This window comes from Streptococcus viridans (assembly GCF_900636365.1).
GTDB classification, from domain to species: Bacteria; Bacillota; Bacilli; order Lactobacillales; family Streptococcaceae; genus Streptococcus; species Streptococcus viridans_A.
Map to the genome: position 1 here is coordinate 1074297 of NZ_LR134266.1, position 25554 is coordinate 1099850.

Annotated in this window: 24 protein-coding genes; 6 read left to right on the plus strand and 18 right to left on the minus strand. The window is 42.2% G+C overall.

Features of this window, described 5'->3' with window-relative positions; translation table 11 throughout:
- Nucleotides 1–645: 645 nt before the first annotated feature.
- From EL081_RS05710 to lepA, 5 genes are all read right to left on the minus strand, one after another.
- Nucleotides 646–1338 (minus strand): YjjG family noncanonical pyrimidine nucleotidase, encoded by a 693-nt coding sequence (locus EL081_RS05710; RefSeq protein ID WP_126404302.1) that lies wholly within the window; start codon nt 1336–1338, stop codon nt 646–648.
- On the minus strand, nt 1338–1832 hold the full coding sequence (locus EL081_RS05715; protein WP_009731114.1) for a YkgJ family cysteine cluster protein: 495 nt from the start codon (nt 1830–1832) through the stop codon (nt 1338–1340). The genes EL081_RS05710 and EL081_RS05715 overlap by 1 nt, the downstream gene beginning before the upstream one ends.
- A gap of 84 nt (nt 1833–1916) precedes the next feature.
- The gene (locus EL081_RS05720) at nt 1917–2558 is read right to left on the minus strand and encodes a hypothetical protein (RefSeq protein WP_126404303.1); all 642 of its coding nucleotides are present in this window, start codon (nt 2556–2558) and stop codon (nt 1917–1919) included.
- A 286-nt stretch (nt 2559–2844) separates the two neighbouring features.
- Entirely contained in the window at nt 2845–3504 is a 660-nt protein-coding gene (locus EL081_RS05725; RefSeq protein ID WP_126404304.1) for a hypothetical protein, read from the minus strand.
- Between the two features lie 140 nt (nt 3505–3644).
- Nucleotides 3645–5468, minus strand: coding sequence for a translation elongation factor 4 (gene lepA, locus EL081_RS05730; RefSeq protein ID WP_048716124.1), 1824 nt, complete (start codon nt 5466–5468; stop codon nt 3645–3647).
- 192 nt (nt 5469–5660) lie between these two features.
- Here lepA and EL081_RS05735 point away from each other — a divergent pair, with 192 nt between their 5' ends.
- From EL081_RS05735 to pepT, 3 genes are read left to right on the plus strand one after another with little or no spacing between them, the layout of a single operon-like run.
- A complete protein-coding gene (locus EL081_RS05735) occupies nt 5661–6413 on the plus strand; it encodes a LexA family transcriptional regulator (protein WP_126404305.1) in 753 nt (250 codons plus the stop codon).
- Entirely contained in the window at nt 6410–7228 is an 819-nt protein-coding gene (locus EL081_RS05740; protein WP_126404306.1) for a Cof-type HAD-IIB family hydrolase, read from the plus strand. The genes EL081_RS05735 and EL081_RS05740 overlap by 4 nt, the downstream gene beginning before the upstream one ends.
- 14 nt (nt 7229–7242) lie before the next feature.
- Entirely contained in the window at nt 7243–8463 is a 1221-nt protein-coding gene (pepT, locus tag EL081_RS05745; RefSeq protein ID WP_126404307.1) for a peptidase T, read from the plus strand.
- Nucleotides 8464–8518: 55 nt separating this feature from the next.
- Here pepT and EL081_RS05750 read toward each other — a convergent pair whose 3' ends face one another.
- The 13 genes from EL081_RS05750 to EL081_RS05815 form a co-directional block, all read right to left on the minus strand.
- Nucleotides 8519–10246, minus strand: a complete 1728-nt coding sequence (locus EL081_RS05750) for an ATP-grasp domain-containing protein (protein ID WP_232011396.1) — start codon at nt 10244–10246, stop codon at nt 8519–8521.
- A complete protein-coding gene (locus EL081_RS05755; RefSeq protein WP_126404309.1) occupies nt 10243–11340 on the minus strand; it encodes a carbamoyl phosphate synthase small subunit in 1098 nt (365 codons plus the stop codon). The genes EL081_RS05750 and EL081_RS05755 overlap by 4 nt, the downstream gene beginning before the upstream one ends.
- Before the next feature lie 90 nt (nt 11341–11430).
- Nucleotides 11431–12348: an aspartate carbamoyltransferase catalytic subunit gene (locus tag EL081_RS05760; RefSeq protein ID WP_048690641.1), complete on the minus strand. Its 918-nt coding sequence runs from the start codon at nt 12346–12348 to the stop codon at nt 11431–11433.
- 93 nt (nt 12349–12441) lie between these two features.
- Nucleotides 12442–12963, minus strand: coding sequence for a bifunctional pyr operon transcriptional regulator/uracil phosphoribosyltransferase PyrR (pyrR, locus tag EL081_RS05765; protein WP_126404310.1), 522 nt, complete (start codon nt 12961–12963; stop codon nt 12442–12444).
- A 243-nt stretch (nt 12964–13206) separates the two neighbouring features.
- Nucleotides 13207–13845: a Pr6Pr family membrane protein gene (locus EL081_RS05770; RefSeq protein WP_126404311.1), complete on the minus strand. Its 639-nt coding sequence runs from the start codon at nt 13843–13845 to the stop codon at nt 13207–13209.
- 44 nt (nt 13846–13889) lie between these two features.
- Entirely contained in the window at nt 13890–14225 is a 336-nt protein-coding gene (locus EL081_RS05775) for a zinc ribbon domain-containing protein YjdM (protein WP_126404312.1), read from the minus strand.
- 128 nt (nt 14226–14353) lie between these two features.
- Nucleotides 14354–15106, minus strand: a complete 753-nt coding sequence (locus tag EL081_RS05780) for an HAD family hydrolase (protein ID WP_126404313.1) — start codon at nt 15104–15106, stop codon at nt 14354–14356.
- Nucleotides 15081–15485: a PaaI family thioesterase gene (locus tag EL081_RS05785; protein ID WP_126404314.1), complete on the minus strand. Its 405-nt coding sequence runs from the start codon at nt 15483–15485 to the stop codon at nt 15081–15083. The genes EL081_RS05780 and EL081_RS05785 overlap by 26 nt, the downstream gene beginning before the upstream one ends.
- Before the next feature lie 102 nt (nt 15486–15587).
- A complete protein-coding gene (locus tag EL081_RS05790; protein ID WP_185946456.1) occupies nt 15588–16055 on the minus strand; it encodes an 8-oxo-dGTP diphosphatase in 468 nt (155 codons plus the stop codon).
- A gap of 23 nt (nt 16056–16078) precedes the next feature.
- Nucleotides 16079–16516, minus strand: coding sequence for a hypothetical protein (locus EL081_RS05795; RefSeq protein ID WP_126404316.1), 438 nt, complete (start codon nt 16514–16516; stop codon nt 16079–16081).
- A 516-nt stretch (nt 16517–17032) separates the two neighbouring features.
- A complete protein-coding gene (locus EL081_RS05805) occupies nt 17033–17656 on the minus strand; it encodes an NAD(P)H-dependent oxidoreductase (RefSeq protein ID WP_126404319.1) in 624 nt (207 codons plus the stop codon).
- 13 nt (nt 17657–17669) lie between these two features.
- Entirely contained in the window at nt 17670–19658 is a 1989-nt protein-coding gene (uvrB, locus tag EL081_RS05810) for an excinuclease ABC subunit UvrB (RefSeq protein ID WP_126404321.1), read from the minus strand.
- A 141-nt stretch (nt 19659–19799) separates the two neighbouring features.
- Nucleotides 19800–20747, minus strand: a complete 948-nt coding sequence (locus EL081_RS05815; RefSeq protein WP_185946455.1) for a CPBP family intramembrane glutamic endopeptidase — start codon at nt 20745–20747, stop codon at nt 19800–19802.
- Nucleotides 20748–21009: 262 nt separating this feature from the next.
- Here EL081_RS05815 and EL081_RS05820 point away from each other — a divergent pair, with 262 nt between their 5' ends.
- From EL081_RS05820 to EL081_RS05830, 3 genes are all read left to right on the plus strand, one after another.
- The gene (locus EL081_RS05820; protein WP_126404325.1) at nt 21010–23214 is read left to right on the plus strand and encodes an ABC transporter substrate-binding protein/permease; all 2205 of its coding nucleotides are present in this window, start codon (nt 21010–21012) and stop codon (nt 23212–23214) included.
- Nucleotides 23214–23954 (plus strand): amino acid ABC transporter ATP-binding protein, encoded by a 741-nt coding sequence (locus EL081_RS05825; protein ID WP_023026884.1) that lies wholly within the window; start codon nt 23214–23216, stop codon nt 23952–23954. The genes EL081_RS05820 and EL081_RS05825 overlap by 1 nt, the downstream gene beginning before the upstream one ends.
- A gap of 425 nt (nt 23955–24379) precedes the next feature.
- Nucleotides 24380–25534, plus strand: a complete 1155-nt coding sequence (locus EL081_RS05830) for an MFS transporter (protein ID WP_185946454.1) — start codon at nt 24380–24382, stop codon at nt 25532–25534.
- The last annotated feature ends 20 nt before the right edge of the window (nt 25535–25554 follow it).

A 25554-nucleotide genomic window follows, 5' to 3' on the forward strand; every position in this document is an offset into this window, starting at 1 on the left:
GATAGGACCAAAAGTGATACCACTCCTCTTTCTGATAGCTAATAGCGAGATAGTATTCCTTGTAGTCAAAATCCCTTAACACAAGAAAATACTTAGGAGGAAGAAGTGATTTGTTTCTACCAGAGTATCTACTATAACTATACTTTTGAAATTTCTGAAGTTGGATTTTCCAAATGTCCTCATCTATTCTCAGATAGTCGAAACAAGACCGATAGGTTATCAAATAGCCCTTATATACTAGTAATTTCAACCTCGGTTCTCTGAATTCCGCTTCCTTCTCTATTTCCCGCAAAGAGATTGATTCGATCCATTCCTGTGAAAACTCTCTGCCTCTTCTGCTTGTTTTACAAATCAGACGAACAAATTCGAATACTTGCCGAATGAGAATGAAAGAAACCGTGCAGCCAAGCATGATCCACGCTCGAAACCCTTTTCTTTCCTGGATAGTAGCTTGGTCCCAATCCATCCCATTCAACGAGCATAACAGATAGAAAGCTGCACCAGCTAATAGGAGGATATAAGCTAGTCGAATAAGAAATTGAAAAAATAAACTCTTTCTAATCATTTATCCCCGTTTACACTCTCCTTCTTTTCAGGTCAATTCCTTTTTAGCTCTAACTGAAAGCAACTGGTATCCGTACTAGGCTAATCTTTTCGCAAGAGCGCCAATAAGGCCTCATAAGAATCCACTTCATAAGTCGGCACTGCTGGACTGGTATTTTCTTTGTGATCCGGATTGTACCAGACGGTATCAATCCCCGCAGCATTGCCTCCAGCGATGTCCGCCGTCAAAGAATCCCCAATCATGAGAGCTTGTTCCTTAGCAAATCCTGGGATCAGGTTCCCAATCTTTTCGTAAAAGGCCACTTCCGGTTTTTGAGTTCCTAATTGTTCAGAGATGAAAATTTCTTTGAAATAAGGGGTAATGGCTGATTGCTTCAAACGCCCTTGTTGAATGGCAGTAGCGCCGTTGGTAGCACCATAGAGCCGGTAACCTCTTTTTACTAGCTTAGCTAACAAGTCTTCTGCTCCTGAGAAAGTCTGTCCCTGTTGACTAATGTAGTCCTGGTAACGAAGAGCCATCTCTTCACCATCTACCTCTCTACCAAAATGGGCAAAGGCAATGGCAAACCGGCTATTAATCAAGTCTTTCTTGCTAATCTTCTTTTGCTCCAAATCTTTCCAGAGGCCTTGGTTCATGGGTTTGTAGTAATCTTTAAAGGCTTGGATATCTTGAACCCCCTGATCTTGGAGGAATTGCGTTAAGGCCACTTCCTCCGCTGTATCAAAGTCCAACAAGGTGTGGTCTAGGTCAAAAAGTAAAAATGTATATGTCATTACAAACGATCCTTTAATTTTTCTACAAATAAATAGGCTGCTGGGCAAGTGAGAGTATTCTTGATGGTCAGATGGTTGATCTGATAGATTTTCTTGCGGTCTGTATGAGGGAATTCTCGACAGGCTTTCGGACGCACATCGTAGATGGAACAGAGATTATCACCACCCAAGAAAGGGCAAGGCATGGATTTAAAAACCTTATCTCCGTCTTCATCGACTTGAAGAAATTCCGCCTCAAAAGCGGGAAGCTTCATCTTGAAATACTTGGCGATGCGCGTGATATCTGCTTCCTTAAAATCGGGTCCCAGGGTCTTACAGCAGTTGGCGCAGGCGGTACAATCAATTTCTTGAAAGACTTCATCGTGAATCTCTTGGGCTATTTTATCTAGATTTTTAGGAGGCTTCTTTTTCAGATTCGCCAATACCTTGCGGTGCTCCTTTTGTTTTTGGAGCGCTAACTGATGGTATTTTTCTAAGTCAATTTCTTGAGTCATCCTCTATTTCCTCTTCTAAACAATAGAAAGATTATACCACAAAGACTGTAAAAAAAGATAGATCCTGCGATCTATCTCACTTCATTAATCCGTCACGGCACCTGTTCCATCAAGGCTCCAAGTATTTTCTACATAAGAGGTTAATTGAGCTAATGTTTTTTCATCTCCAAGACAGGCAATGTAATGCATCTTCCCATCTATTTGAAAAAACCAGCAAGTAACATGTCGACCCGACTTAAGAATCATGTTTAATTGGGTGGCTACATTTCCACCAACTTTTCTAGTAGATCTCCACGATTTTACTACTTTATTTATTTCGTTCAAGTCATTCTCAAATCTTTGAGCCATCACTTCATTAAAATCTTCCTCTTCGGCGACACCCGCTCTTTCTCTAGTAGTAGAGTTCAAAATAATCGCATTATCCACGCTTTTATCTGAGTACTGGATATTATCTCCACCTTCTTCATTTATATATTTTACCCAATCACTTGGAATATTGACATACCCATAATCTGCTGATCCAATTCGTTTCGTTTCTGCGAGACTTTCACTATTATCTGATAGCTCTTCCTTTACCTTGCTACTTGATTTTGTTGTTTCTTTTGCCACATTCGTGGAACTAGATGCTGACGATGATTTACTAGACTCTTTCTTTGGACTAGTACAAGCAAAGAGACTGCCAACAGATAAAAACATAACTGACGCTAGTAGGAACTTATTTTTCATCTTTCTCTCCTCTATGATAGATTATATACACTAGTCTAACATCTTATACTCTATTTTAAAAGGACCATTTAAATTTCTGACCAAAAAAACAAGAACTAATTCAAACTGATGAACTGTTTGAATTAGTCCCTGCTTTCTTAAGGATATACAACCTGAGAGATTCTTTGCTAACCAGGCTATAAGAAGTTGATTATTACAAGATGCTGTGCTTTATCACAGCTTCTCAAATTTCATCTATCAGCAATTGAAAATTGGTGACAATGAAAACAACTTCCTCACGAATGCATTAGGCATTTGAACCTTTCTCATCCAAACTCCAAGTTTCCTCAATGTAAGGAATGAATTGAGCCAAGGTCTCTGGATCCCCTTCAAAAGACATCAAGTATACCTTATCATCCTTTTGGAAGACCCAAGTAATGAGGTACTGTCCAGATTTTAGGATAATATTCAGCTGCAAGGCTTCATTCCCTGAGACAGTAGTCTTCGCTCCCCACATTTTCTCTACTTCTTTATTGTCATTCCAATAGTAAGCAATTCGGTTGGCAATCAACTCTGCGTTGAAGACTTCCCCTTCACCGACATTTGCTTTCTCTTTAGTATACCCGTTCATGGTAACGATGTTGTAGGCACTTCCATCTGTAAATTGAATGCTGTCTCCGCCATCTATATCTGTAAATTTAATCCACTTGCTTGGGATATCGATATAACCATAATCTGCAGAACCAACCCGTTTGGTTTCGACAGAACCCTTGTTATCATCCGATGATTTTGATTCTACCTTGCTAGAGGTTTTTTTACTAGAGGATTTTTTGCTCTTTTTTACCACCTCAGTGGAACTAGATTCAGATGACAATGGTTTTCTAGACTCTTTTTTAGGTGTGCTACAAGCTACAAGGGCAACAGCTGATAAGACCGAGACGGTCGCTAGTAGGAACTTATTTTTCATCTTTTCTCTCCTTTGTGATGGATTTTGATACCTCTAGTTTATCACGTTCAATGAAGATTTGAAAGCGCTATTTGTCTAGTCCGAAAGAAAAAACGCCCCTAGTGGGACGTTTGATTTGTTCGAACATTTCAGAGAGAAGCTTACTCCTCATCCATTGACAAAACTGACAAGAAGGCTTCCTGTGGTACTTCTACCGAACCGATAGCTTTCATGCGTTTCTTACCAGCTTTTTGTTTTTCAAGAAGCTTCCGTTTCCGTGATACGTCACCACCATAACACTTGGCCAAGACGTTCTTACGAAGAGCCTTGATATCAGTACGTGCAACGATCTTATGACCGATGGCTGCTTGGATAGGCACTTCAAACTGTTGACGAGGGATAATCTTCTTGAGCTTCTCAACTATCAACTTACCACGTTCATAGGCAAAGTCCTTGTGAACGATAAAGCTGAGAGCATCGACGGTATCGCCATTGAGAAGGATATCCATTTTAACCAATTTAGATGGACGGTATTCAGACAACTCATAGTCAAAGCTTGCATAGCCACGCGTAGAGGATTTCAATTTATCAAAGAAATCAAAGACAATCTCAGCTAGTGGGATTTGATAGATGACATTGACCCTATTTTCATCGATGTAGTCCATGGTCACAAAATCCCCACGTTTCCGTTGGGCTAATTCCATGACGGCCCCGACAAACTCTTGTGGCACCATGATTTGCGCTTTGACATAAGGTTCTTCAATCGAAGCAATCTTGGTTGGATCTGGGAACTCAGATGGGTTGGACACATCCAGCACTTCTCCGTCTGTCAAATTGACCTTGTAGATTACAGACGGCGCTGTCATGATCAAGTCAATATTGAACTCGCGCTCCAAGCGTTCCTGGATAACGTCCATATGAAGGAGTCCCAAGAAACCACAACGGAAACCAAAACCAAGGGCTTGAGATGTTTCAGGCTCAAATTGGAGACTAGCATCATTCAATTGCAACTTTTCCAAGGCTTCACGAAGATCATTGTATTTGTTTGATTCGATTGGGTAAAGACCGGCAAAGACCATTGGGTTCATTTGCTTGTAACCATGAAGGGGCTCACTTGCTGGATTGGTCGCTAGGGTCACCGTATCCCCGACACGGGTGTCCGCAACAGTCTTGATAGAAGCCGCAATATAACCAACATCTCCTGTCGCAAGGAAATCACGACCAACTGCTTTAGGAGTAAAGATCCCTACCTCAGTCACGTCAAAGGTCTTACCATTGCTCATCAACTGGATGGTGTCGCCAGGCTTCACCATACCATTGACAACCCGAACTTGAAGGATAACTCCACGATAGGGGTCGTATACTGAGTCAAAGATCAAGGCTTGCAATGGAGCAGCAACATCCCCAGTAGGAGCTGGAACTTTCTCAACAATTTGTTCCAAAATCTCTTCAATCCCGATACCAGCCTTGGCTGAAGCTAGAACTGCTTCACTGGCATCCAAACCAATGACATCTTCTACTTCTGTGCGCACCCGTTCTGGATCGGCAGCTGGCAAATCGATTTTATTGATAACTGGCAGGATTTCCAAATCATTGTCCAGCGCTAAGTAGACATTGGCTAGGGTCTGAGCTTCAATCCCTTGAGCCGCATCCACTACGAGAATGGCTCCCTCACAGGCAGCCAGCGAACGAGAAACCTCATAAGTAAAGTCCACGTGTCCCGGTGTGTCAATCAAGTGGAAGATGTAGGTTTCCCCATCTTTAGCCGTGTAATTCAACTCGATGGCATTAAGCTTAATGGTAATCCCACGTTCCCGTTCTAAATCCATGCTGTCCAAAAGTTGGGCTTGCATTTCCCGACTAGAAACGGTCTCAGTTTTTTCTAAGATTCGGTCCGCCAAGGTTGACTTTCCGTGGTCAATATGGGCGATAATGGAGAAGTTCCGAATCTTCTCTTGTCGTTTCTTTAATTCTTCTAAATTCATTTTTTCATCCTTATAAAATCATTCAGTATATTATAACAAAAAGGCTGTTTCTTGGCTAGTTTTAAGAAATCAAAACTAGCTATATATGATTTATATCGAAATTGTTTAAATTCTTCATTTATGTAAGGTTTTTGTTTACTTTTTCGATTTAATTCGCTATAATGAGTTGTAATGTAAAAGGAGGTGAAGCTCTTGGCAAGAGGACGTGGAAAAGCAAGCCCACAAGATAAAGAGGCTTTGCGCATTATTTCCGAAAAAATAAGAGAACTATTAAAGGTTCAAAACAAGAAACAGGTCGATTTATCTCGTACAACTGGTATTCCAGCTAGTACCTTAACTGGCTATGTGAAGGGCACTTCTCTCCCAGTTAGTGAGAACTTAGAAAAGATTGCTAGCTTCTTTGAAATCCCCATCTCTGACCTAGATCCTCGTTATAGTCAACCAGATACCTTGGAGGATTCTAAGATTGAGTTTATCTATAAGCAACTGGATGAGGATTTTCAAGATTCACTCTTAGAGGAAGCCAATCGCTTGTTGGTTTTACAGGCTGAACGGAAACGTATCGAGAAAAAATACACACCATATACGGTCTTCGACAGTTATGCTGCAAGTCAAAGTGCTTCTAAGGGAGATTTGGTTTGGTTTGATCAAAAACTGGCCTACGATCTAGCACTTTGGATTCATACAGACTCGCTGGAACCTAAATATCCAAAGGGAGCTGTTGCCCTAATCAAGCAAACTTTCTACGATACTGCCGGTGCAATCTATGCTATTGAGTACGACGGGCAAACCTTGATCAAGCGTGTCTTCCGTGAAGCCCAAGGGATTCGTCTCGTTTCCCTCAATAAAAAGTACAGTGATAAGATTATTCCTTTAGAAGAGGAACCGAGAGTCATCGGAAAAGTCATTGCTAGCTTTCTTCCAGCTAAGGAGGATGAGCTATGATTCGATTAGTTGCTATTGATTTAGATGGGACACTTTTATCACCAGACAAAACCATTAGTCCTGCTAATAAGCAGGCTCTTTTGGATGCTGAAGCTGCTGGTGTACACGTCGTCATCTGTACAGGTCGCCCTCTCTCTGGTGTTCGTCCAATTTTTGAAGAAATCGGCTTCAAAAGTAACCACTCCTACTCTGTGATTAATAATGGTTGTACAACTGTCAAATCATCAGATTGGTCTGTTATCAGTTATGATGCCTTATCTGAAGAAGATTTGGTTTATCTCGATCAACTGACTCAGGAGATCCATCCTCAATTAAGCTTATTCGATTTAAATCGCTATATCATTTTGAATCGGAAACCTTCTGAAATAGCTAAAATGGATGCTAGCATCGTTTCTGCAGTCCCCGTGTCACTTGGCCTAGAAGAAATTCTTGAGGCACAACCGATTTTCCAAGGGATGTTTATCGATCAGAAAGAGCAGATTGATGTCTTTCAAGAAACCTATGAAGAAGTATTAGCCCAGCGCTTCCACACTATTCGCTCCCAACCGATCCTATTTGAGATCCTTCCTAAAGGGGTAAATAAAGCGACCGGCTTAAAGGCACTGGCTGAATACTTAGGAATTCCAAGGCAAGAGGTCATGGCTATTGGCGATGAGAACAACGATATTGAAATGATTGAATTCGCGGGTCTTGGAGTTGCTATGGGCAATGCTCCATCTCCTATTAAAGCCTTGGCTGATGTCACTACTACTTCTAACGAAGAAGACGGTGTCGCTACTGCTATCAAGCGCTATGTTTTACAAGCACAGAACTAGAAAAGGAAAAACAAATGAAATACCCAACATTATTAGAACGTTTTTTAACCTATGTCAAAGTCAACACTCGCTCTGATGAGACTTCAACAACAACTCCTAGTACAGCTTCTCAAGTAGAGTTTGCAAAGAATGTACTGCTTCCTGAAATGGAACGAGTTGGACTGCAAAATGTTTATTATCTTCCAAACGGTTTTGCGATTGGAACGCTGCCAGCAAACGATCCAAGTCTTACCCGAAAGATTGGCTTTATCTCTCATATGGATACAGCTGACTTCAATGCTGAGAATATCAGCCCACAAGTCATCGAAAACTATGATGGTGGCACTATTGCTCTCGGGGATTCTGGTTATTCACTTGATCCAGCCGACTTTGCTAACCTCCATAACTACAAAGGTCAAACCTTGATCACTACTGACGGTACGACCCTTCTTGGTGCAGATGACAAATCAGGGATTGCTGAGATTATGACAGCCATCGAATACTTGAATGCTCATCCAGAAATCAAACACTGCGAAATCCGAGTTGGCTTTGGACCAGATGAAGAAATCGGAGTCGGAGCAGATAAGTTTGATGCAGAAGATTTCAATGTAGACTTCGCTTATACAGTGGACGGTGGTCCTCTTGGTGAATTGCAATACGAAACCTTCTCTGCTGCAGGAGCTGAAATTACCTTTAAAGGGCGCAATGTGCACCCAGGTACTGCTAAGAACCAAATGGTCAATGCCCTCCAGTTAGCCATTGACTTCCACAATCAACTCCCTGAAGAAGACCGCCCAGAAAAAACAGATGGCTATCAAGGCTTCTTCCATTTGATGAATATCGAGGGGACTGTTGAGGAAGCGCATGCTAGCTACATTATACGTGACTTCGAGACAGAGAACTTTGAAGCCCGTAAAGCTATGATGGAAGACATCGCAAGCAAGATGAACCAAGAACTTGGTGCCGAACGTGTTCTCTTGACACTTAAAGACCAGTACTACAACATGAAACAGGTCATCGAGAAAGATATGACACCTGTCAACTTGGCTAAGGAAGTCATGGAAGATTTAGGCATTACTCCTATTATCGAACCAATCCGCGGTGGTACAGACGGTTCTAAGATTTCCTTCATGGGAATTCCAACTCCAAACCTTTTCGCTGGTGGCGAAAATATGCATGGTCGCTTTGAATACGTCAGCCTTCAAACCATGGAACGTGCAGTGGATACCATTATCGGAATTGTTAGCCATTCCTAATCCACACTATTGAATTAAACAAAGAGCTTCGGTTATCTTGACCGAAGCTCATTTTCTATTCATCCAAATATTCTACCTGACCAAACTGGCTGTTAATCTGGTCTTGGTAAGTCTCATAAATTGAGAGGGGGATTCGCAAGCAAGTATCTGCTTCATGTCCTGCAAAAGGACGATGTGTCAGAAGGGCTACTTTTCTTCCCTTTTCATGCTCCTGCTTCAAGCAATCTATCAGTCTAAGAATCTGGCTCGAATCTTCTGGAGCGCTTCGATCAACCAATAATGTCCATTGACTCCAATCTGGTGCCTCATTCTCGCCACAGATCGAAGTATAGTAAGAAACCCTTTCGCCAACTTGACCGAATCCAGCTGTTAAATCCAAAGGACGTAATTTTAGCTCAGGACATAGTTGCTCCTTCTCTTGTCGCTCATACAAGTAAAGATTATATAAAAACTGGAGATAAAACGGATCCATTCGACTCAGGTCACTCACTTCTTCCATCTCGAACCCTCGATGAAATGCCTCTAAGATAGATGAGAAGCGATATGGCATTCGTTTAGCAATCCGTTGAATGAGTTCATCGTCCGAAACCTCTTTTAGAATATGCTTAGGCCATTGATCCGAACCGAAATTTTCAACGGCTTGCTGATAGGCTTCTTCTAGACTTGTACCAAACCCATGAATTGCACCAACTGAATGAATTTGTGTGTTGAGAACTTTTGTCACCTTTTCCATTGGAAAAACAGGGAGTTTAAAGAAAATACGATCTAGAGTGGGTTCAAAGAGGGCTGTAAGACCCTTCATCGTAGGATGAGGAAGATCCAAAAGGTGGTCGCCTAATTTTAAGCATAAGGCCTGGTGATAAATCGAATAACCTAAGGCCATGGACATGGTCGAGAAGGAATCCGAAGCAAAAGGATTGACCTCAAGAATATAGAATTGGTAACTCTTTGGATCTAGCGCAAACTTGATGGACGTCGCTCCAACTAGTCTCAAATGCCGGACAATAGACAGTGCTGCCTCTCTCAAGGTCTGATGCTCGGTATCCGTCAGCGTCAGACTAGGGATGACTTGATAAGAATCACTGGAATGGATCCCCACCGGGTCGACGCTCTCAATGTTTCCCGCAAGGTAATAATTATCCTGACGATCTCGGACAACGATGTATTCCAACTCCTTGAAACCAACCGTCGAGAACTCCAACAAACACTGAGCCTGTGGCGATACTTCTAGTCCTTTTTCGACAGCATCACATAAATCATCCAAGTTATTAGCGATCCGACGGCCTTGCCCATGCTTGCTGGCAAGTGGCCAAACAACAATAGGGAATTGGATTTGCTCTGAGAACTCAATAGCCTCTCTGACTGTCGAAACCAAGGAAGAGGAAGGAACTTGATAACCTAAGTCCTTTAGAAAAGACTTTTGGTCTGCCTGGTGGTAAAAGGTACGGTACTGCCTAAGCGAAGTTCCTAGAATACGGATCTTGTGTTCCTTGAGAAACCCAATTTCCTCCAATCGAAATAATAGCCCAAGGACTTGCTTATCCGCAAATGACAGCAGTAAATTTTTGGTTTTCGTCGCTAGAAGGGCTTCTTTTAGACTATCCAACTTTAAACGAATAACGGAAACAGCATTTCCTACTTCTTTTGTGATTCCGTTCTCGTCTCCACAATAGAGGATTTCTGTCTGGTAGCCACGTTCTTTTAATAAGGGACAAGACGTGAGTGCTCCAAGCAAACTGACATCATTGAAGGATTCTGCACACAAAAGCGTTACTTGATTCATGACCATAACTCCTCCCTTCTTTCGTCTAATTTACTTTCAATCAGATCCATAAATTCGTCATAGAAATAGAGACTTTCCCTTGGTCCTGGACTGGACTCAATATGGTAGAGGACACCGATCAAAGGAAGATAGCGGTGACGAAAGGCCTCAATCGAGTGATCATGAAGCTCCTCATGGGTGATCAGAAAATCACGTGGAAGAGTATCGCGCTCGATGTTGTACTGGTGATTCTGGCTAGTGATTTCGACTTTTCCAGTAGCCACCTCTTTTACCGGAATGTTGAGACCTCGATGAGGACTTTTTAGTTTCGCGAGGCTTCCCCCGTGGGCAAGGGCCAGCAATTCTGCCCCCAAGCCGATCCCCATAATCGGAATATGAGGATCAATTTTAGCAATAACCTGGCAAATACCATCGATATGATGAGGATTCCCTGGACCACTAGATAGAATAATGCCATCTGGCTGCAAATCCTTCAATTCCTTCAATTTAACTGAATAAGGAACGACCGTGACGTTACAACCCCGCGCAATCAATTGACGCAAAACGGAATGCCGTAAGCCCAAGTCAATCAGGACAATACTCTTCCCAAATCCTGGTGCAGCATAGGGCGTTTTGGTCGACACCTGACGGACTTGGTCAAAAGGCAAGACGGTTGCCCGAAGCTGGTCTAAGATATGCTCGATCGCATCCCCCTCATTGACCACTGTAGCCTTCATACTTCCATGTTCAGTAACAATTTTAGCCAGCTTTCGAGTATCGACTCCTTGGATCCCTGGAATATTGTGTTTCTTCAGATAAGCATCTAAGGATAACTGTTTGCGCCAATTACTGGGATGACTCGCTAATTGATGCACTACCACTGCTAGACACCCAGGAAAAATAGATTCATAATCATCTCGGTTTATCCCAGTTGTACCGATAACTGGAAAAGTAAAGGCTAAAATTTGCCCCTTATAGGACTGGTCGGTAATCAACTCCTGATAACCCGTCATGGCAGAATTTAAGACCAATTCTCCACTGACATAGGTATCAGCTCCAAAACCAGTTCCTTCAAAAACCGTCCCATCTTCTAACACTAAGAGACGTTTTACCATAAATTCTCCTTACAAACTCCAAAAAGAAAAGTGAGAAAAGACCACCTTTTTGTAGACTCCCTCACTTCTCCTTTCTATTTTCTTACTCTATTATTTCCGTCCAGCTAAAACCGCTTCGATGATAGCCATGCGGACAAAGACACCGTTGGTCATTTGCTCCACAATGCGTGATTTAGGAGCTTCTACCAAATGGTCAGCAATCTCCACATCACGGTTTACTGGAGCTGGGTGCATCAAGATGGCTGTGTCTTTCATACGATCATAGCGTTCTTGTGTCAAGCCATGCAAACGATGGTAGTTCTCTTTTGAGAAGAGAGATTCATAATCATGACGCTCGTGTTGCACACGGAGGAACATCATGACATCGACCTCTTCGATTACTTCATCAATCGTCACAAAGGTTCCGTATTCTTCAAACTCTGCACTTCTCCACTCGTCTGGACCAGCAAAGTAAAGAGTTGCTCCCAAGCGTTTCAAGATTTGCATATTGGATTTTGCAACCCGTGAGTGATCCAAGTCACCAGCGATACAAACCTTAAGTCCATCAAAATGACCAAACTCTTGATAGATGGTCATCAAGTCTAGCAAACTTTGACTTGGGTGTTGACCGGATCCATCTCCCCCGTTGACAATAGAGGCTGTGATAGTTGGACTTTCAATCAATTGCTTGTAGTAGTCTACTTCTGGGTGACGGATGACGCAGATATCAACTCCGAGAGCTGACATGGTCAAAATGGTATCGTACAGAGTTTCACCCTTGTTTACAGAGCTCGTTTTCACATCAAAGTCAAGGAGGTCACAACCTAATTTCAACTCAGCCACTTCAAATGCTTTGTGCGTACGTGTTGACGACTCAAAGAAGAGGTTAGCCACGATATGTTGCTCATCGTAATGAGCTTTTGCTCCATTTTTAAACTCAATACCACGCTTAATCAAGGCCATAACTTCTTCGTTTGATAAAGCTTCCATTGAGACAAGGTTTTTAAGTGCGATTTGATTTGTAGACATGTTGTAACTCCATTCCAAAGATATGCATATGTGAAAACGATACAGGAAGCTTCCTCAGTCACTCCTGTATATAGCGACGATTTGAAAACTACCTTATTCACTCACCTCGATCAAGATGCGATCTTGACCATCTAGCTCAGTCATCTCGACAATGATTTCCTCTGATCGACTTGTTGGAATGTTCTTTCCAACATAATCTGGTCGGATCGGCAATTCTCTATGACCACGATCCACTAGGACTGCCAGGCTGACACGTGATGGACGTCCACGACTGACAAGATTATCGATGGCTGCTCGAATGGTCCGACCTGTATAAAGGACATCATCAATCAGGATGACATCTTTGCCAGTAATATCTACTGGTAAAACGGTTGAATCTTCTGTTACTTTGATATCATCACGGAAAGGCTTGGTATCCAATTCACAGACTGGAACTTCTATTTGTTCTAGCTGTGCTAACCGTTCTTTGATGCGATTGGCAATGAAAACGCCACGAGTTTTGATCCCTACCAAAACAATTTGGCTCAGATCCTTATTCCGTTCGATGATTTCATAAGTGATGCGAGTAATTGCTCGCTTCATGGTCAGATCATCAACGACTTTTTTGATCTTCATCTTTTCCTCCTAATTGATAGAAAAAAGCCTCCCTTTCCAAGGAGGCTTCAGAAAAATATCAAGAGATAAGACCTAGAACGCATCTAGTTCACCCCTTATTTTGATCAGACTCCTTGCCTGCCTCACGGGACAGGATTAAAGGACTATTTAATTATCCATACTATATCACAGTTTATAGTGGGATGCAAGAAAAAACTCATTATTTTCTACGAATGTTCGGATTTACATCCACAAATCTTTTATTTAATGATGATCTGTTCCTTTTTTCCCAATCTTCTTCAAGGCAAACAAGCCACATCCTGCTAGTAAATAAGCAACAAAAATGATGGTCGCCATCTTAACCACATAGAGCCAGCCAAAACGATTGACATTGATAAAGAAATAAGGGAAAGGACTGTCTTTTGCCCCTGGAACTGGCCACTTAAGGACCAAACCATTGAGAAGAGCAAAGACCATATAGAGCAAGGGAAGCAAGGTCCAAGCTAATGGATCCGACTTACGGTATTGTTTCGGTTTATCAATCACCAGGGTGTCAAAGAAGAACATCAAAGGAACAATGTAGTGACAGAGGAAGTTTTCCAAACGGTAAAACTTCTCAGGTGTCGCGATGGGTGCTAGCATAAAGTGGTAGATGACACAGGTGATCATGATAGACATGGTGACACCACCCTTTAAGCGAAGATAGCCCTGAGTCTGGGTCGAACGACCACGAATCATGCGCCAGACCATGTCCCCCATAAAGAACATGACCAACATGTTGGACAAAATGGTGTAATAGAGCATCATCCCAAAGCCACCATGCTTGGTCAGTTGCAGATAAACGCCGATCACACTCAAGATAAACAATAGAAAACGATAGCTAAACAATAGTTTGAATTTCATAGTATTCTCCCAAAAGAAAAGGGTTTAGGCCCTTCTTCTTATCTTTAGATTTTCTTGACAAATTCTGATTTGAGTTTCATTGCGCCAAAGCCATCAATCTTACAATCGATGTTGTGGTCGCCTTCTACGATACGGATGTTTTTCACGCGCGTTCCTTGTTTCAAATCTTTTGGTGCACCCTTCACTTTTAAGTCTTTGATCAAAGTGACAGTATCGCCATCAGCCAATTTATTTCCATTCGCGTCGATGGCTACAACACCCTCTTCTTCTACGAGTTCAGCTGGGTTCCATTCATAGGCACACTCTGGACAGACCAAGAGGGTACCATCTTCGTAGACATATTCCGAATTACATTTTGGACAGTTTGGTAAGTTATTCATTTCAATCTCCTTAGCAAAATTAACTCCCATAGTATACCATGAATGGGAAAATTTGACAAATTCTGTTTAACTGTAGCATTTTCAATAAAAGAAGAGGCAACTTGGCCTCCTAGAATCGATGATCACCTTTAATCTTCTTGCAATTCCTGAATGTCTCGAATCACGCGCACGCCTGCTTGACTCCTATTCTGTAATTCTTCGTCCGAGTAGGGGAAGGTATTGATCAAGATACTTTGCATGCCGATACTTTTCGCCACAGCCACATCTGTAGTGAAGTCATTCCCTACCATGACCGTTTTATCAGGATTTAACTGGTGTTCTTTGATGACTTTCATGAGAAATTCGCGCTGAGGTTTGCGAATCCCTGCATCAGACGACAGATAAATATCATGGAAAATCTCTCTCAAGCCGACCAAATCAATCTCTGGGTTGGTAAAGTCCGCTTGGGCATTGGATAAGAGATAGATCCGACACCCTGCCGCCTTCATTTCTTCTAAGACTTCTTTCGTGTGCGGATAGAGCTCCAATCGTTTGCGAGAGAGGACACGGAAGGTCCGAGCAATCAAGCGTCCCCACTCTTTAAGATGATGGACACTGGCTCCTGTTGGATGACTCTCTAGATAGAGTTGAACGAAAATCACAGTCAAGTCTATCTCCGGATAAGTGACCTGTTTTTCCTTAGCGATACTTTGCTCAGCTTGCTGTACCAACTCCTTATACCGGACTTGCAGGCTGTCCCCTGTATAAAGAGCTCCATAGGACTGGTAGATCTGGGCCATGGTCTCCCACAAGACTGGACTCGACTCATCAGTTTCGATATCGACCAAGGTTCCATAAAAATCAAAAATATAGTTTTTAAATGCGTACTTTTGCTGATTCATCTCTTTCTCCCGTTACAAACATGGTAAAGGTGGCCTTACAGACATTGGCACCTTCCTGATTGGTAATATCGACATCCACAACCCGAGTCGTCCGGCCACTGTGGACACATTCCCCGTGAATCGTTAGGACATCTCCTAGGCGCCCTGCTTTCAAATAATTGATGGAAGACTGCAAGGTCACACCATCTACTCCCTGTGAAATAATGACCAAGCCACTGATCTGGTCACACAGGGTAAAGAGATAGCCACCGTGCGCGTTTCCATAATAATTGAGCGACGATTCGACCACCTTGGTGGTCACCACCACATGGCCATCTCTCATGGTTTCAATTTCGTAATTTTCAAATGCCGCAATAGCATCAAAGTGAAAATCCTTCATATATAATAAATCCCCCTAGATCAGGTATTCCTAAACCCTTCCATCATACTACTTTTTTCCACTTCTTACAAGAATAAGAAAAGAGCTGGTCTACCCAACTCCTTAATAGCGAAATTTTTCCCAATCATCGTCTGTCCGTTTGCGATAATAGTACTCGGATAAATCTGGGTCTTCCATCACTTCCAGCAGAGGAAGCATGTCGTAGGACAAGTCCAACTGATCTAATTGGTCCTTCTCAACCCAAGAAACTTCTCCTTCATCAGACGATCTTAGCTGGCCTGTAAATTCTGTCGCTTTGTAGCAAAAGACGATGTAGCGGCCGCCCTCATCTTGTGGCCAGTCTTTGACTGCAACCAGTTTTGGATTTGTAATTGTAAGTCCTGTCTCTTCGTAGATTTCACGAATGACGGATTCTACAATGCTTTCTCCTTCTTCAATATGGCCACCTGGAAAAGCATAGCCAGCCCAGTGAGTCTTTTCAGGTGAGCGGTATTGGAGGACCACCTTCCCATTTTCAAGATCTTCGACCATGCAAAGATTGCACAGTATAGTAGGCGTTGTACGTGACATAAAGTTCCTTTCTATGATGTAATTCATTCATCAATATACACTTTTTTCTGTATTTCTTTTTTCATGACAAAGGGATTTACTAGCTCATGGTATTCATCGAAGGCATCTAAAAGGGAACCTCTCTGAAAGACAATTGAATTCTCTTTTAAATAATACTCCGAGTGAATCGTTACCGAACCATGACCATCAAAACTAAAGAAAAACACAATGAATAATACTAGGATCAGGCTAGCAAAGAAACTAAACAGTAGCCCCACTACATTCTTCCAATTGACTGCGTGAGTTCGATAGAAGCGATACCAGATATGACAAAAAACTATCACAGCTCCTAGATATAACCAAGGATTCCACAAGAGAGGAGTAAAGGCATAGCCATAGTAACCTAATACAAAGTTAACAAAAACAAAAAGTAAAAGAATTAGATACAGGATCCTAAACAGATTCAAATGCTTTCCCATCATTGACCTCTGCTATGTAAACATTGGTTTGAGTTTAAGATAAAACGAATAGCGTGCTCCCCTTAAATAATAATCAACAGAATATGGACTGCTAACCGTAGCCAATGATCAATCAGAGGCGTATCCGGTTCACTATTTTTACTATCTAAGAATAGGCTGAGTGATAATAGAAGCAAAAGAAAGGCAATGACTATTTTCAGAGATAGCATCATACCACCAATAGCAAAAGCAGCTAGAAAGCCAAAAAATGGTAACGGACTAAATAAAAATGACAAAAAACTGAAATAGAGCATAAACAAAGAGAGTATCAATAAGCCGTAAACAATCAACTTAGTGAAAATTGAGACTCTTTTGCCTTCATTTTTCATTTTTGATAGTGAATAAATGACATAGATCATATAGATAAAAAGTAGCATATTAAATCATTCCTATGTTTTATAGATTATGTTAATAGTTTAACTAAAACCTATTCAAAATACAACTAAAGACACTAACTTATCAGTAGTAACCCATCTCTGATCAAAGTTTCTTGACTTCTGCTGCCACCTTTTGGAGATGCTGTTCCCGTATGCTAGCGGTATTCACATCTCGGCCGACTTCTCCCAAGATGCAGACGCGCTTGGTTTTAATTCCACAATGGTTCAAGACGGCATTCTTCAAAACAGAGATGCCATAACTATCAGGAATGTTAAGGGGGCCTGAAAAAATCTTATACCACCAAGTAGGCGCCATGGAGGTCGCATAAACACTAGCCGTTTTGCCTTTAAGCAACTTCTTAAATTGCTTGCCTCTCAGGTAATTCCAGATAAAGCTTCCCTGATCATTAGCCGAGTAGGCAATTCCAGGTGTGAAGACCCGATCGATCCAACCTTTCAAGAGACTCGGCATACTACTCCACCAGATGAGATAGACAAAGATGAAATGATCCGCCCACTGGATCAATTCCTGAGAACGAAGGATAAAGGGATCTTCTTCCATCCGCTTTCGATAGCCATAGCGTAATACAGGGTCAAAATCCTCTTCATTGAGACTGATGACTTCAAGCTCATGGCGCTTTGAGTCAATAGTTTCGACTATGGTTTGAAAAATAGCCTGACAGTAACTTTCCTTATCTGGATGCCCATTGATGACTAGAATTTTCATTCCTATCTCCTCCCTAATCCAAGGCCTTGACTTCCAACATCATATCGCGGATTTGTGCTGCCAACTCAAAGTCAAGCACTTCGACGGCTTCTTGCATTTGTCCTTGCAGTTTCTTGACTAGTTCCTTGCGCTCTTGGCGGTTGAGACTGGTGATATCCACTTCCTTGTCCTCTTCCTTGGCCACAGCCTTGGTAACAGAGATCAGGTCACGGATTTCCTTCTTAATGGTTTGTGGCACAATGCCATGCTCTTCATTATAAGCCATCTGAATCTGACGACGACGGGCTGTTTCATCGATGGCTTTTTGCATAGACTGAGTCATGGTGTCCGCATACATGATCACGTGACCCTCACTATTACGGGCTGCACGACCGATGGTCTGAATCAATCCGCGTTCATTACGGAGGAAACCTTCCTTATCCGCATCGAGGATGGCAACTAGACTCACTTCCGGTACGTCAATCCCTTCCCGAAGGAGGTTGATACCGACCAAGACATCAAAGACGCCCAAACGCAAATCACGAATAATCTCAGTCCGCTCCAAGGTCTTAATATCCGAGTGCATGTATTTGACTTTGACACCCATTTCTTTGAAGTAGTCGGTCAAGTCTTCTGCCATCTTCTTGGTCAAGGTGGTGACAAAAGTCCGCTCTCCACGTTCTACACGCGCATTGATCTCACCCAAGAGATCGTCCATTTGTCCCATAGTCGGACGCACTTCGACTTCAGGATCGAGTAGACCTGTCGGACGAATGATCTGTTCGATGACAGTATCCGTTTGCTCCATCTCATAGTCGCCTGGTGTCGCAGACACATAAACGATCTGGTGGACATGGCTTTCAAACTCCTCACGACGCAGTGGCCGGTTATCCAAGGCTGACGGCAAACGGAAACCATAGTTGACCAGCATCTCCTTGCGCGAGCGGTCTCCATTGTACATGCCCTTGATCTGTCCCATGGTCATGTGACTTTCATCGATCATAATGAGAAAATCTTCTGGGAAGAAGTCAAGAAGGGTGTAGGGAGGCTCTCCTTCACTTCGGCCATCCATGTGGCGAGAGTAGTTTTCGACCCCATTGGTATAGCCCATCTCCCTCAACATTTCGATGTCATACTCGGTCCGTTGTTTCAGGCGTTGGGCTTCCAGCAACTTGCCTTCTTTTTCAAAGACCTTTAACTGCTCTTCAAGTTCCGCTTGAATCTTGGCAATGGCAACTTCCATATGGTCGTCATTGGTCACGAAGTGGGTAGCTGGGAAAATCGCTAAATGATCCACTTCACCAAGGACTTGACCAGTCAGAGCTTCAACCTCACGGATGCGGTCAATTTCGTCCCCGAAAAACTCAACGCGAAAGGCATGCTCATCACGCGAAGCTGGGAAAATCTCGACCACATCCCCCCGAACACGGAATTTGCCCCGTTGAAAGTCGATGTCATTGCGTTCAAACTGGATGTCCACCAGGTCATTGAGCAAACGATCACGAGAAATCTCCAGACCGGGTCGCAGGCTGACCACGCTATCGGCATATTCCTTAGGCGAACCCAAACCATAGATACAAGAGACGGAAGCTACAACGATGACATCGTTACGCTCCAACAAAGCTGAGGTTGCTGAGTGACGTAGTTTGTCAATCTCATCATTGACAGAACTATCTTTTTCGATATAGGTATCGCTCGACGGCACATAAGCTTCTGGCTGATAGTAATCGTAGTAAGATACGAAGTACTCGACGGCATTCTCAGGGAAAAATTCCTTAAATTCCCCATAGAGCTGGCCTGCTAGCGTTTTATTGTGGGCGATGACCAGGGTCGGCTTATTGACTTGGGCGATGACCTGGCTCATGGTATAGGTCTTCCCCGTACCAGTCGCTCCCATCAGGATTTGTGCCTTTTCTCCTCCCTCGATGTTATCCACCAACTGTTCAATCGCCTGCGGTTGATCCCCAGACGGTTGGTATTTGGAGACGAGTTTAAATTTGTTATCTGTAATTCGATTAATCATACTTTCTTCCTTTGACTATACTCCTTTTATTTTACCACAATGAAGGATATTTCTCTGACTTTTGAAAAGAGGATCCTTGTACAGAAAAAGACAGGCTCAATAACCTGTCTCCTTATTCATCATTATTTCCTTTCAGCCATTTCACACTTGTTCAGTAACAGCACTTTCTCTCCTCTCCCCTAAACGATAAACAATCACTAGGGATACAAGAAGAACCAGAGTTGTGATGATCGATCCTTCTGCACCAAATGCCCCTCCGGTCAGCCAGTCAGGTCCTGAACCCATGGTAAAACTAAAGATAGACGCATCTGCGCCCGTCCCACTGACTTGAAAACCAAGGAGATTTCCTTGTACATAGTTCCAAGTACCGTGTTGGGCAACCACTAGCCAGATACTATCGGTGTAGATAACAAGCAAACCAGCTAGCACTCCATCGAGGATGATATTCAGTACGGATAAGAAGGTCACTCCTGAATTTCCCAGATGAAGAAAGCCAAAGAGACTACTAGAAATCGCGATCGCTAAAGGTAGATTAGTTCTTGCAGCAATCCGAGTTAGGAGCCAACCCCTCGTCGCTACTTCTTCCGTTCCTCCTTGAAGGAGCCAAAATGGAAATAAGCCTAGAATAAAGAGAATGGGTTCTAAACTTAATTCATTAAGCTCAAAAGACCCAATTCCACCCAACTGGTAGACAAGGGCAATCACACCCATTTGAAGCAGTGAAAGCAAGATCCCCCAACCTAGAAACTTGAGCCAATTCTTTTTTACAAAACCTAAAGTGGATAGAGGATTCTTCTCAATGAACTTCACCCAAAAAATAAAGAGTAAGAGAATGAATACAAAACTGAAAAGCTCATAATAAAGAAAATAATGGTAGAAAAATTCTTGGACACTCGCTCCTCCATTGCCTGGTGAAAAGAGCTCTGTTAAAAACTCTATGACTAGAGAAAATGGTCCAACAAACTCACTCCCAAACCAAAGTCCACCTTCAACAAATAGGAAGGTTAAAAACACATAGAATAGTGTAGAAACAAGTACTGGCCATGAGGTGTTAGTTTTTATATCTTGAATAATCTTACCTTTCTTCATGATCGACCTCCATTTATCTAATAGGTCCATTGTAGCAAAGAAAAACTGAGACTGCAAGATTAAATCATGTTAGATAACCTCACATGAGATGATTGAAATTCTTGATTTTAGGTTTTATTTATGATATGATAATACCTGTAAAAAATAAATGATGAAATTCATACTTGTTTTCAGTGTGAATTCTTTATTTTTTTGAGCCCTTTTGGGTATCCCTTCCATTGCTCTTCTCGAGATCAGTGGATTAGATATAAAGGAGAACGAAATGAAGAAAAAACTAGTAGCATGTTTGCTTTTCTTATTTCCACTATTCGCCTTTGCGAGTCAAGCACAGGCTGAAACTGTAAAAGTCGTTTTCGATACGGCATATGCCCCCTTCGAATTTAAAGACTCAGACCAAGTTTATAAAGGAATTGATGTTGAAATCTTGGATAAGGTCGCTGAAATCAACGGTTGGACCTTAGAAAAGTCATTCCCAGGCTTTGATGCAGCGGTCAATGCAGTTCAAGCTGGTCAAGCCGATGCCATTATGGCAGGGATGACCAAGACCAAGGAACGTGAGCAAGTCTTTGCCATGTCTGATACCTACTATGATACAAAAGTCGTGATTGCGACTAAGAAAGCTAACAAAATCACTTCCTATGACCAGCTTAAAGGCAAGACAGTCGGTGTTAAAAACGGTACAGCTGCTCAACGCTTCCTTCAAAAGAACAAGGACAAGTACGGTTATACGATCAAGACCTTCGATACCAGTGATTTGATGAACAATAGTTTATCAACTGGTGCAGTGAATGCCATTATGGATGACCAACCTGTTATCGAATACGCCATTAAGCAAGGCCAAGATCTTTCTATTAATATGGAAGGGGAAGCTGTCGGAAGCTTTGCCTTTGGGGTCAAGAAGGATGGTTCTCATGAAAACCTCATTAAACAATTCAATACAGCTCTTGCTCAAATGAAGAAAGATGGTACATTGGATCAAATTATTGAAAAATGGACTGGTAGCAGCCAATCATCATCTGCAACAACAACTACCGCTAGCACTTCTGTTGTTCCAGAAACGAGCACTGAAGCAGGACAAAAAGCAACTCCAAAGAAGAAAACCTACAAAATTTCTAGTGATTCCTCTTTTGCTCCCTTTGTCTTCCAAAATGATCAAAGTAAATACACTGGGATTGATATGGAATTAATTAAGGCGATTGCCAAAGACCAAGGCTTTACACTAGAAATTAGCAACCCTGGTTTTGATGCCGCCGTCAGTGATGTCCAGAATGGAAATGCCGATGGAATGATTGCCGGCATGACTGTGACAGATGCTCGTAAGGCAACTTTTGACTTCTCTGACCCATACTACACAACCAATTCGATTCTTGCCGTTCAAGAAAGTAGTAACATTGCTTCCTACGAAGATCTAAAAGGAAAAACAGTCGGTGTCAAAAATGGCACGGCTTCTCAAACTTTCCTCGAGGAAAACAAGAGTAAGTATGGATATAAAATCAAAACCTTCTCAGATGGGGCTTCTATGTATGATAGCTTGAACTCTGGTTCTGTAGCTGCTATCATGGATGACGAACCTGTGATCAAATACGCCATTAAACAAGGACGTAAATTCAAAACACCTATCGAAGGTACTCCAAGTGGTCAGATTGCTTTTGCTGTCCAAAAAGATTCGAACCCTGAATTGATTGAAATGTTTAACAACGGTTTAGCCAACTTAAAAGAAAGTGGCGAATACCAAAAAATCTTGGATAAGTATCTTTCAAGCGATAGTGATGAAACCACAGAATCTACTTCAGTGGATGAAACGACTATCTGGGGCTTGCTCCAAAACAACTACAAACAATTGTTAAGTGGACTTGGGGTCACTATTGCACTAGCACTTCTATCATTTGCGATCGCTATGGTGATCGGAATCATCTTCGGGATGTTCAGTGTCAGTCCTTATAAATGGCTTCGTTGGACTGCTGAGATTTTCGTCGATGTCATCCGTGGTATCCCACTGATGATTCTTGCTGCCTTCATCTTCTGGGGAATTCCTAATTTGATCGAGTCCATGACGGGTCACCAATCCCCAATCAATGACTTCCTTGCAGGTACGATTGCTCTCTCACTCAATGCTGCTGCTTATATTGCTGAGATTGTTCGTGGTGGGATTCAAGCCGTACCAGCTGGACAGATGGAAGCTAGTCGAAGCCTCGGGATTTCTTATAGCAAGACCATGCGCAAGATTATCTTGCCTCAAGCAACCAAACTCATGCTTCCAAACTTCGTCAACCAATTTGTCATTGCACTGAAAGATACGACTATCGTGTCAGCTATCGGTTTGGTCGAGCTCTTCCAGACTGGTAAGATTATCATCGCTCGAAATTATCAAAGTTTCAAGATGTATGCAATCCTTGCTGTCTTTTACCTCGTCATCATTACCTTATTGACACGCTTTGCAAAACGATTAGAAAAGAGGGCTAATTAATGGCTAAATTAAAAATTGATGTCCATGACCTCCACAAATATTACGGTGAAAATGAGGTCCTAAAAGGCATCTCAACAAAATTCTACGAAGGAGATGTGGTTTGTATTATCGGTCCATCTGGTTCTGGTAAATCCACCTTCCTTCGCAGTCTTAACCTTCTTGAAGAAGTAACCAAGGGACAAATTACTGTGAACGGCTATGACCTGACTGATCCTAAAACCAACATTGATATCGTTCGTGAAAATGTCGGGATGGTTTTCCAGCATTTCAACCTCTTCCCTCATATGAGTGTTATTGAAAACATCATGTTTGCTCCTTTGGAGCACAAACGCATGAGTCGGGAAGAAGCTAGAGAACTAGCAATGGAACTCTTGGAAAAGGTTGGACTGGCTGACAAAGCTGATGTCTCTCCTGATAGTCTATCAGGTGGTCAGAAACAGCGCGTAGCCATTGCGCGTGGTTTGGCAATGAAACCAGATGTCATGCTCTTTGACGAACCGACTTCTGCCCTTGATCCGGAGATGGTCGGAGATGTACTGAATGTTATGAAAGACTTGGCTAAGCAAGGGATGACCATGATCATCGTCACCCACGAGATGGGATTTGCTCGCCAAGTGGCCAATCGTGTCATCTTCACAGCAGATGGTGAATTCCTCGAAGACGGCAAACCAGACCAAATTTTCGACAATCCACAACACCCACGATTGAAAGAATTCTTAGATAAGGTCTTAAACGTGTAATAGAAATAAAAACTGGAGTTAAACCTCCAGTTTTTTGAATGTATACAAACGATTGTTTTACATAAAACAGCTAGATGATTTTCAAAAAAAATTATTTTTTATAGTTATTTAAGTAGATGTAAAACTTTCCGCCGTGAGAAAAGTGCCTGAATCAGAGTTGTTTCAGGCACTCGGGAGTTTTGAGACCTTAGGCTCAAAACTAAGTCATGGAACTTCATAGAAGTTCGCTGACGTCCGTACTCACCTAAGGAAAGTTTTTAAAATCACTTTGTCTTCAATTTGAAACTGGAATAAACCTCTAGTTTTTTTCTTCCTCCAAAGATGAAAATTATTAAGAAATTTCATTTAAATAACTTGCTAAATGAAGCAAAAAACTATACCATAGTAGAGTGTCTTTTGACTAAATATGTGATTAAAGGATGATTATGAAAAAATTATTAGAAAAGGTTAGTATCCTTTCTTTATCTCTTGTATTAACGACGTCTTTTTCGATTTCTAGTGCTCTTCCCTATATGTTCGAATACTATAAGGATCTCCCAAAAAGTCAAATCGAACTCTTAGTATCCCTTCCATCCGCTGGGATTATGGTCACCCTCTTCCTCAACACCTTTATCGAACGCTTCTTAGATGAGAGAAAGATGATTATCACCGGTCTATTAATCCTCTCAATCTTTGGAATGGTCCCTTTCTTTAACCAAACCTATCCTATCCTCTTCATCTCTCGTTTCATCTTCGGGATGGGAGTCGGATTGATCAATGCTAAGGCTATTTCAATTATCAGCGAACGCTACCAGGGACGAGAACGAATCCAAACTCTTGGTTTTCGTGGTTCTGCCGAAGTCGTAGGGACAGCCCTGGTCACTTTATTGGTTGGCTTCCTCCTCCAATTCGGCTGGACTTCTAGCTTCCTAGCCTACGGGGCAGGTTTAATCGTTCTCTTTCTCTTCATGACCTTCGTTCCTTATCACCAGCAAGAAGAAAGTCAATATATCCATGCCAATCATAAAGAACCACTCCAAAAAGAAGAATGGAAGTTGACTATTATTTTAGCCATTGTAGCCGCTATGATCGTTCTATGCAACGTCGGAGTAACTCTTCGCATTCCTAGTATTGTCGCCTACACCTTCAAGGATCAGCATAATTCAGCCAGCTTCATTCTAAGCGCTATGCAATTGATTGGCATTCTAGCTGGTATCACCTTCTTTGGTCTTGTTCATTTGTTCAAGAGCAAATTGATCACTTATGCCGGGATTGCTTACGGAATCTCAATGATGGCTGTAGCCCTTTCACCAAGTATCTCTCTTCTGGCTCTTTCCGCCCTCTTCTCAGGCTATACATACAGTACTGCTCTTACCATGGTTTTCCAAATCTTGTCAGCCAAGATTCCTGCTAGACGATTAAACCAGGTGACCTCAGTAGCCGTCTTGGGATGTAGCTTCGGAGCGGCCATTACACCTTTCGCCCTCAATACCATCGGTCTCATCTCCGACAGTAACTCTTTTATCTTTACTGTATTAGGTATTGCTATGGCTCTCCTAGCCTTCTCTCTTCTCTATCTTTTAAAAGATCATCACGAATAAACAAAAAGACTGGAAAAAAC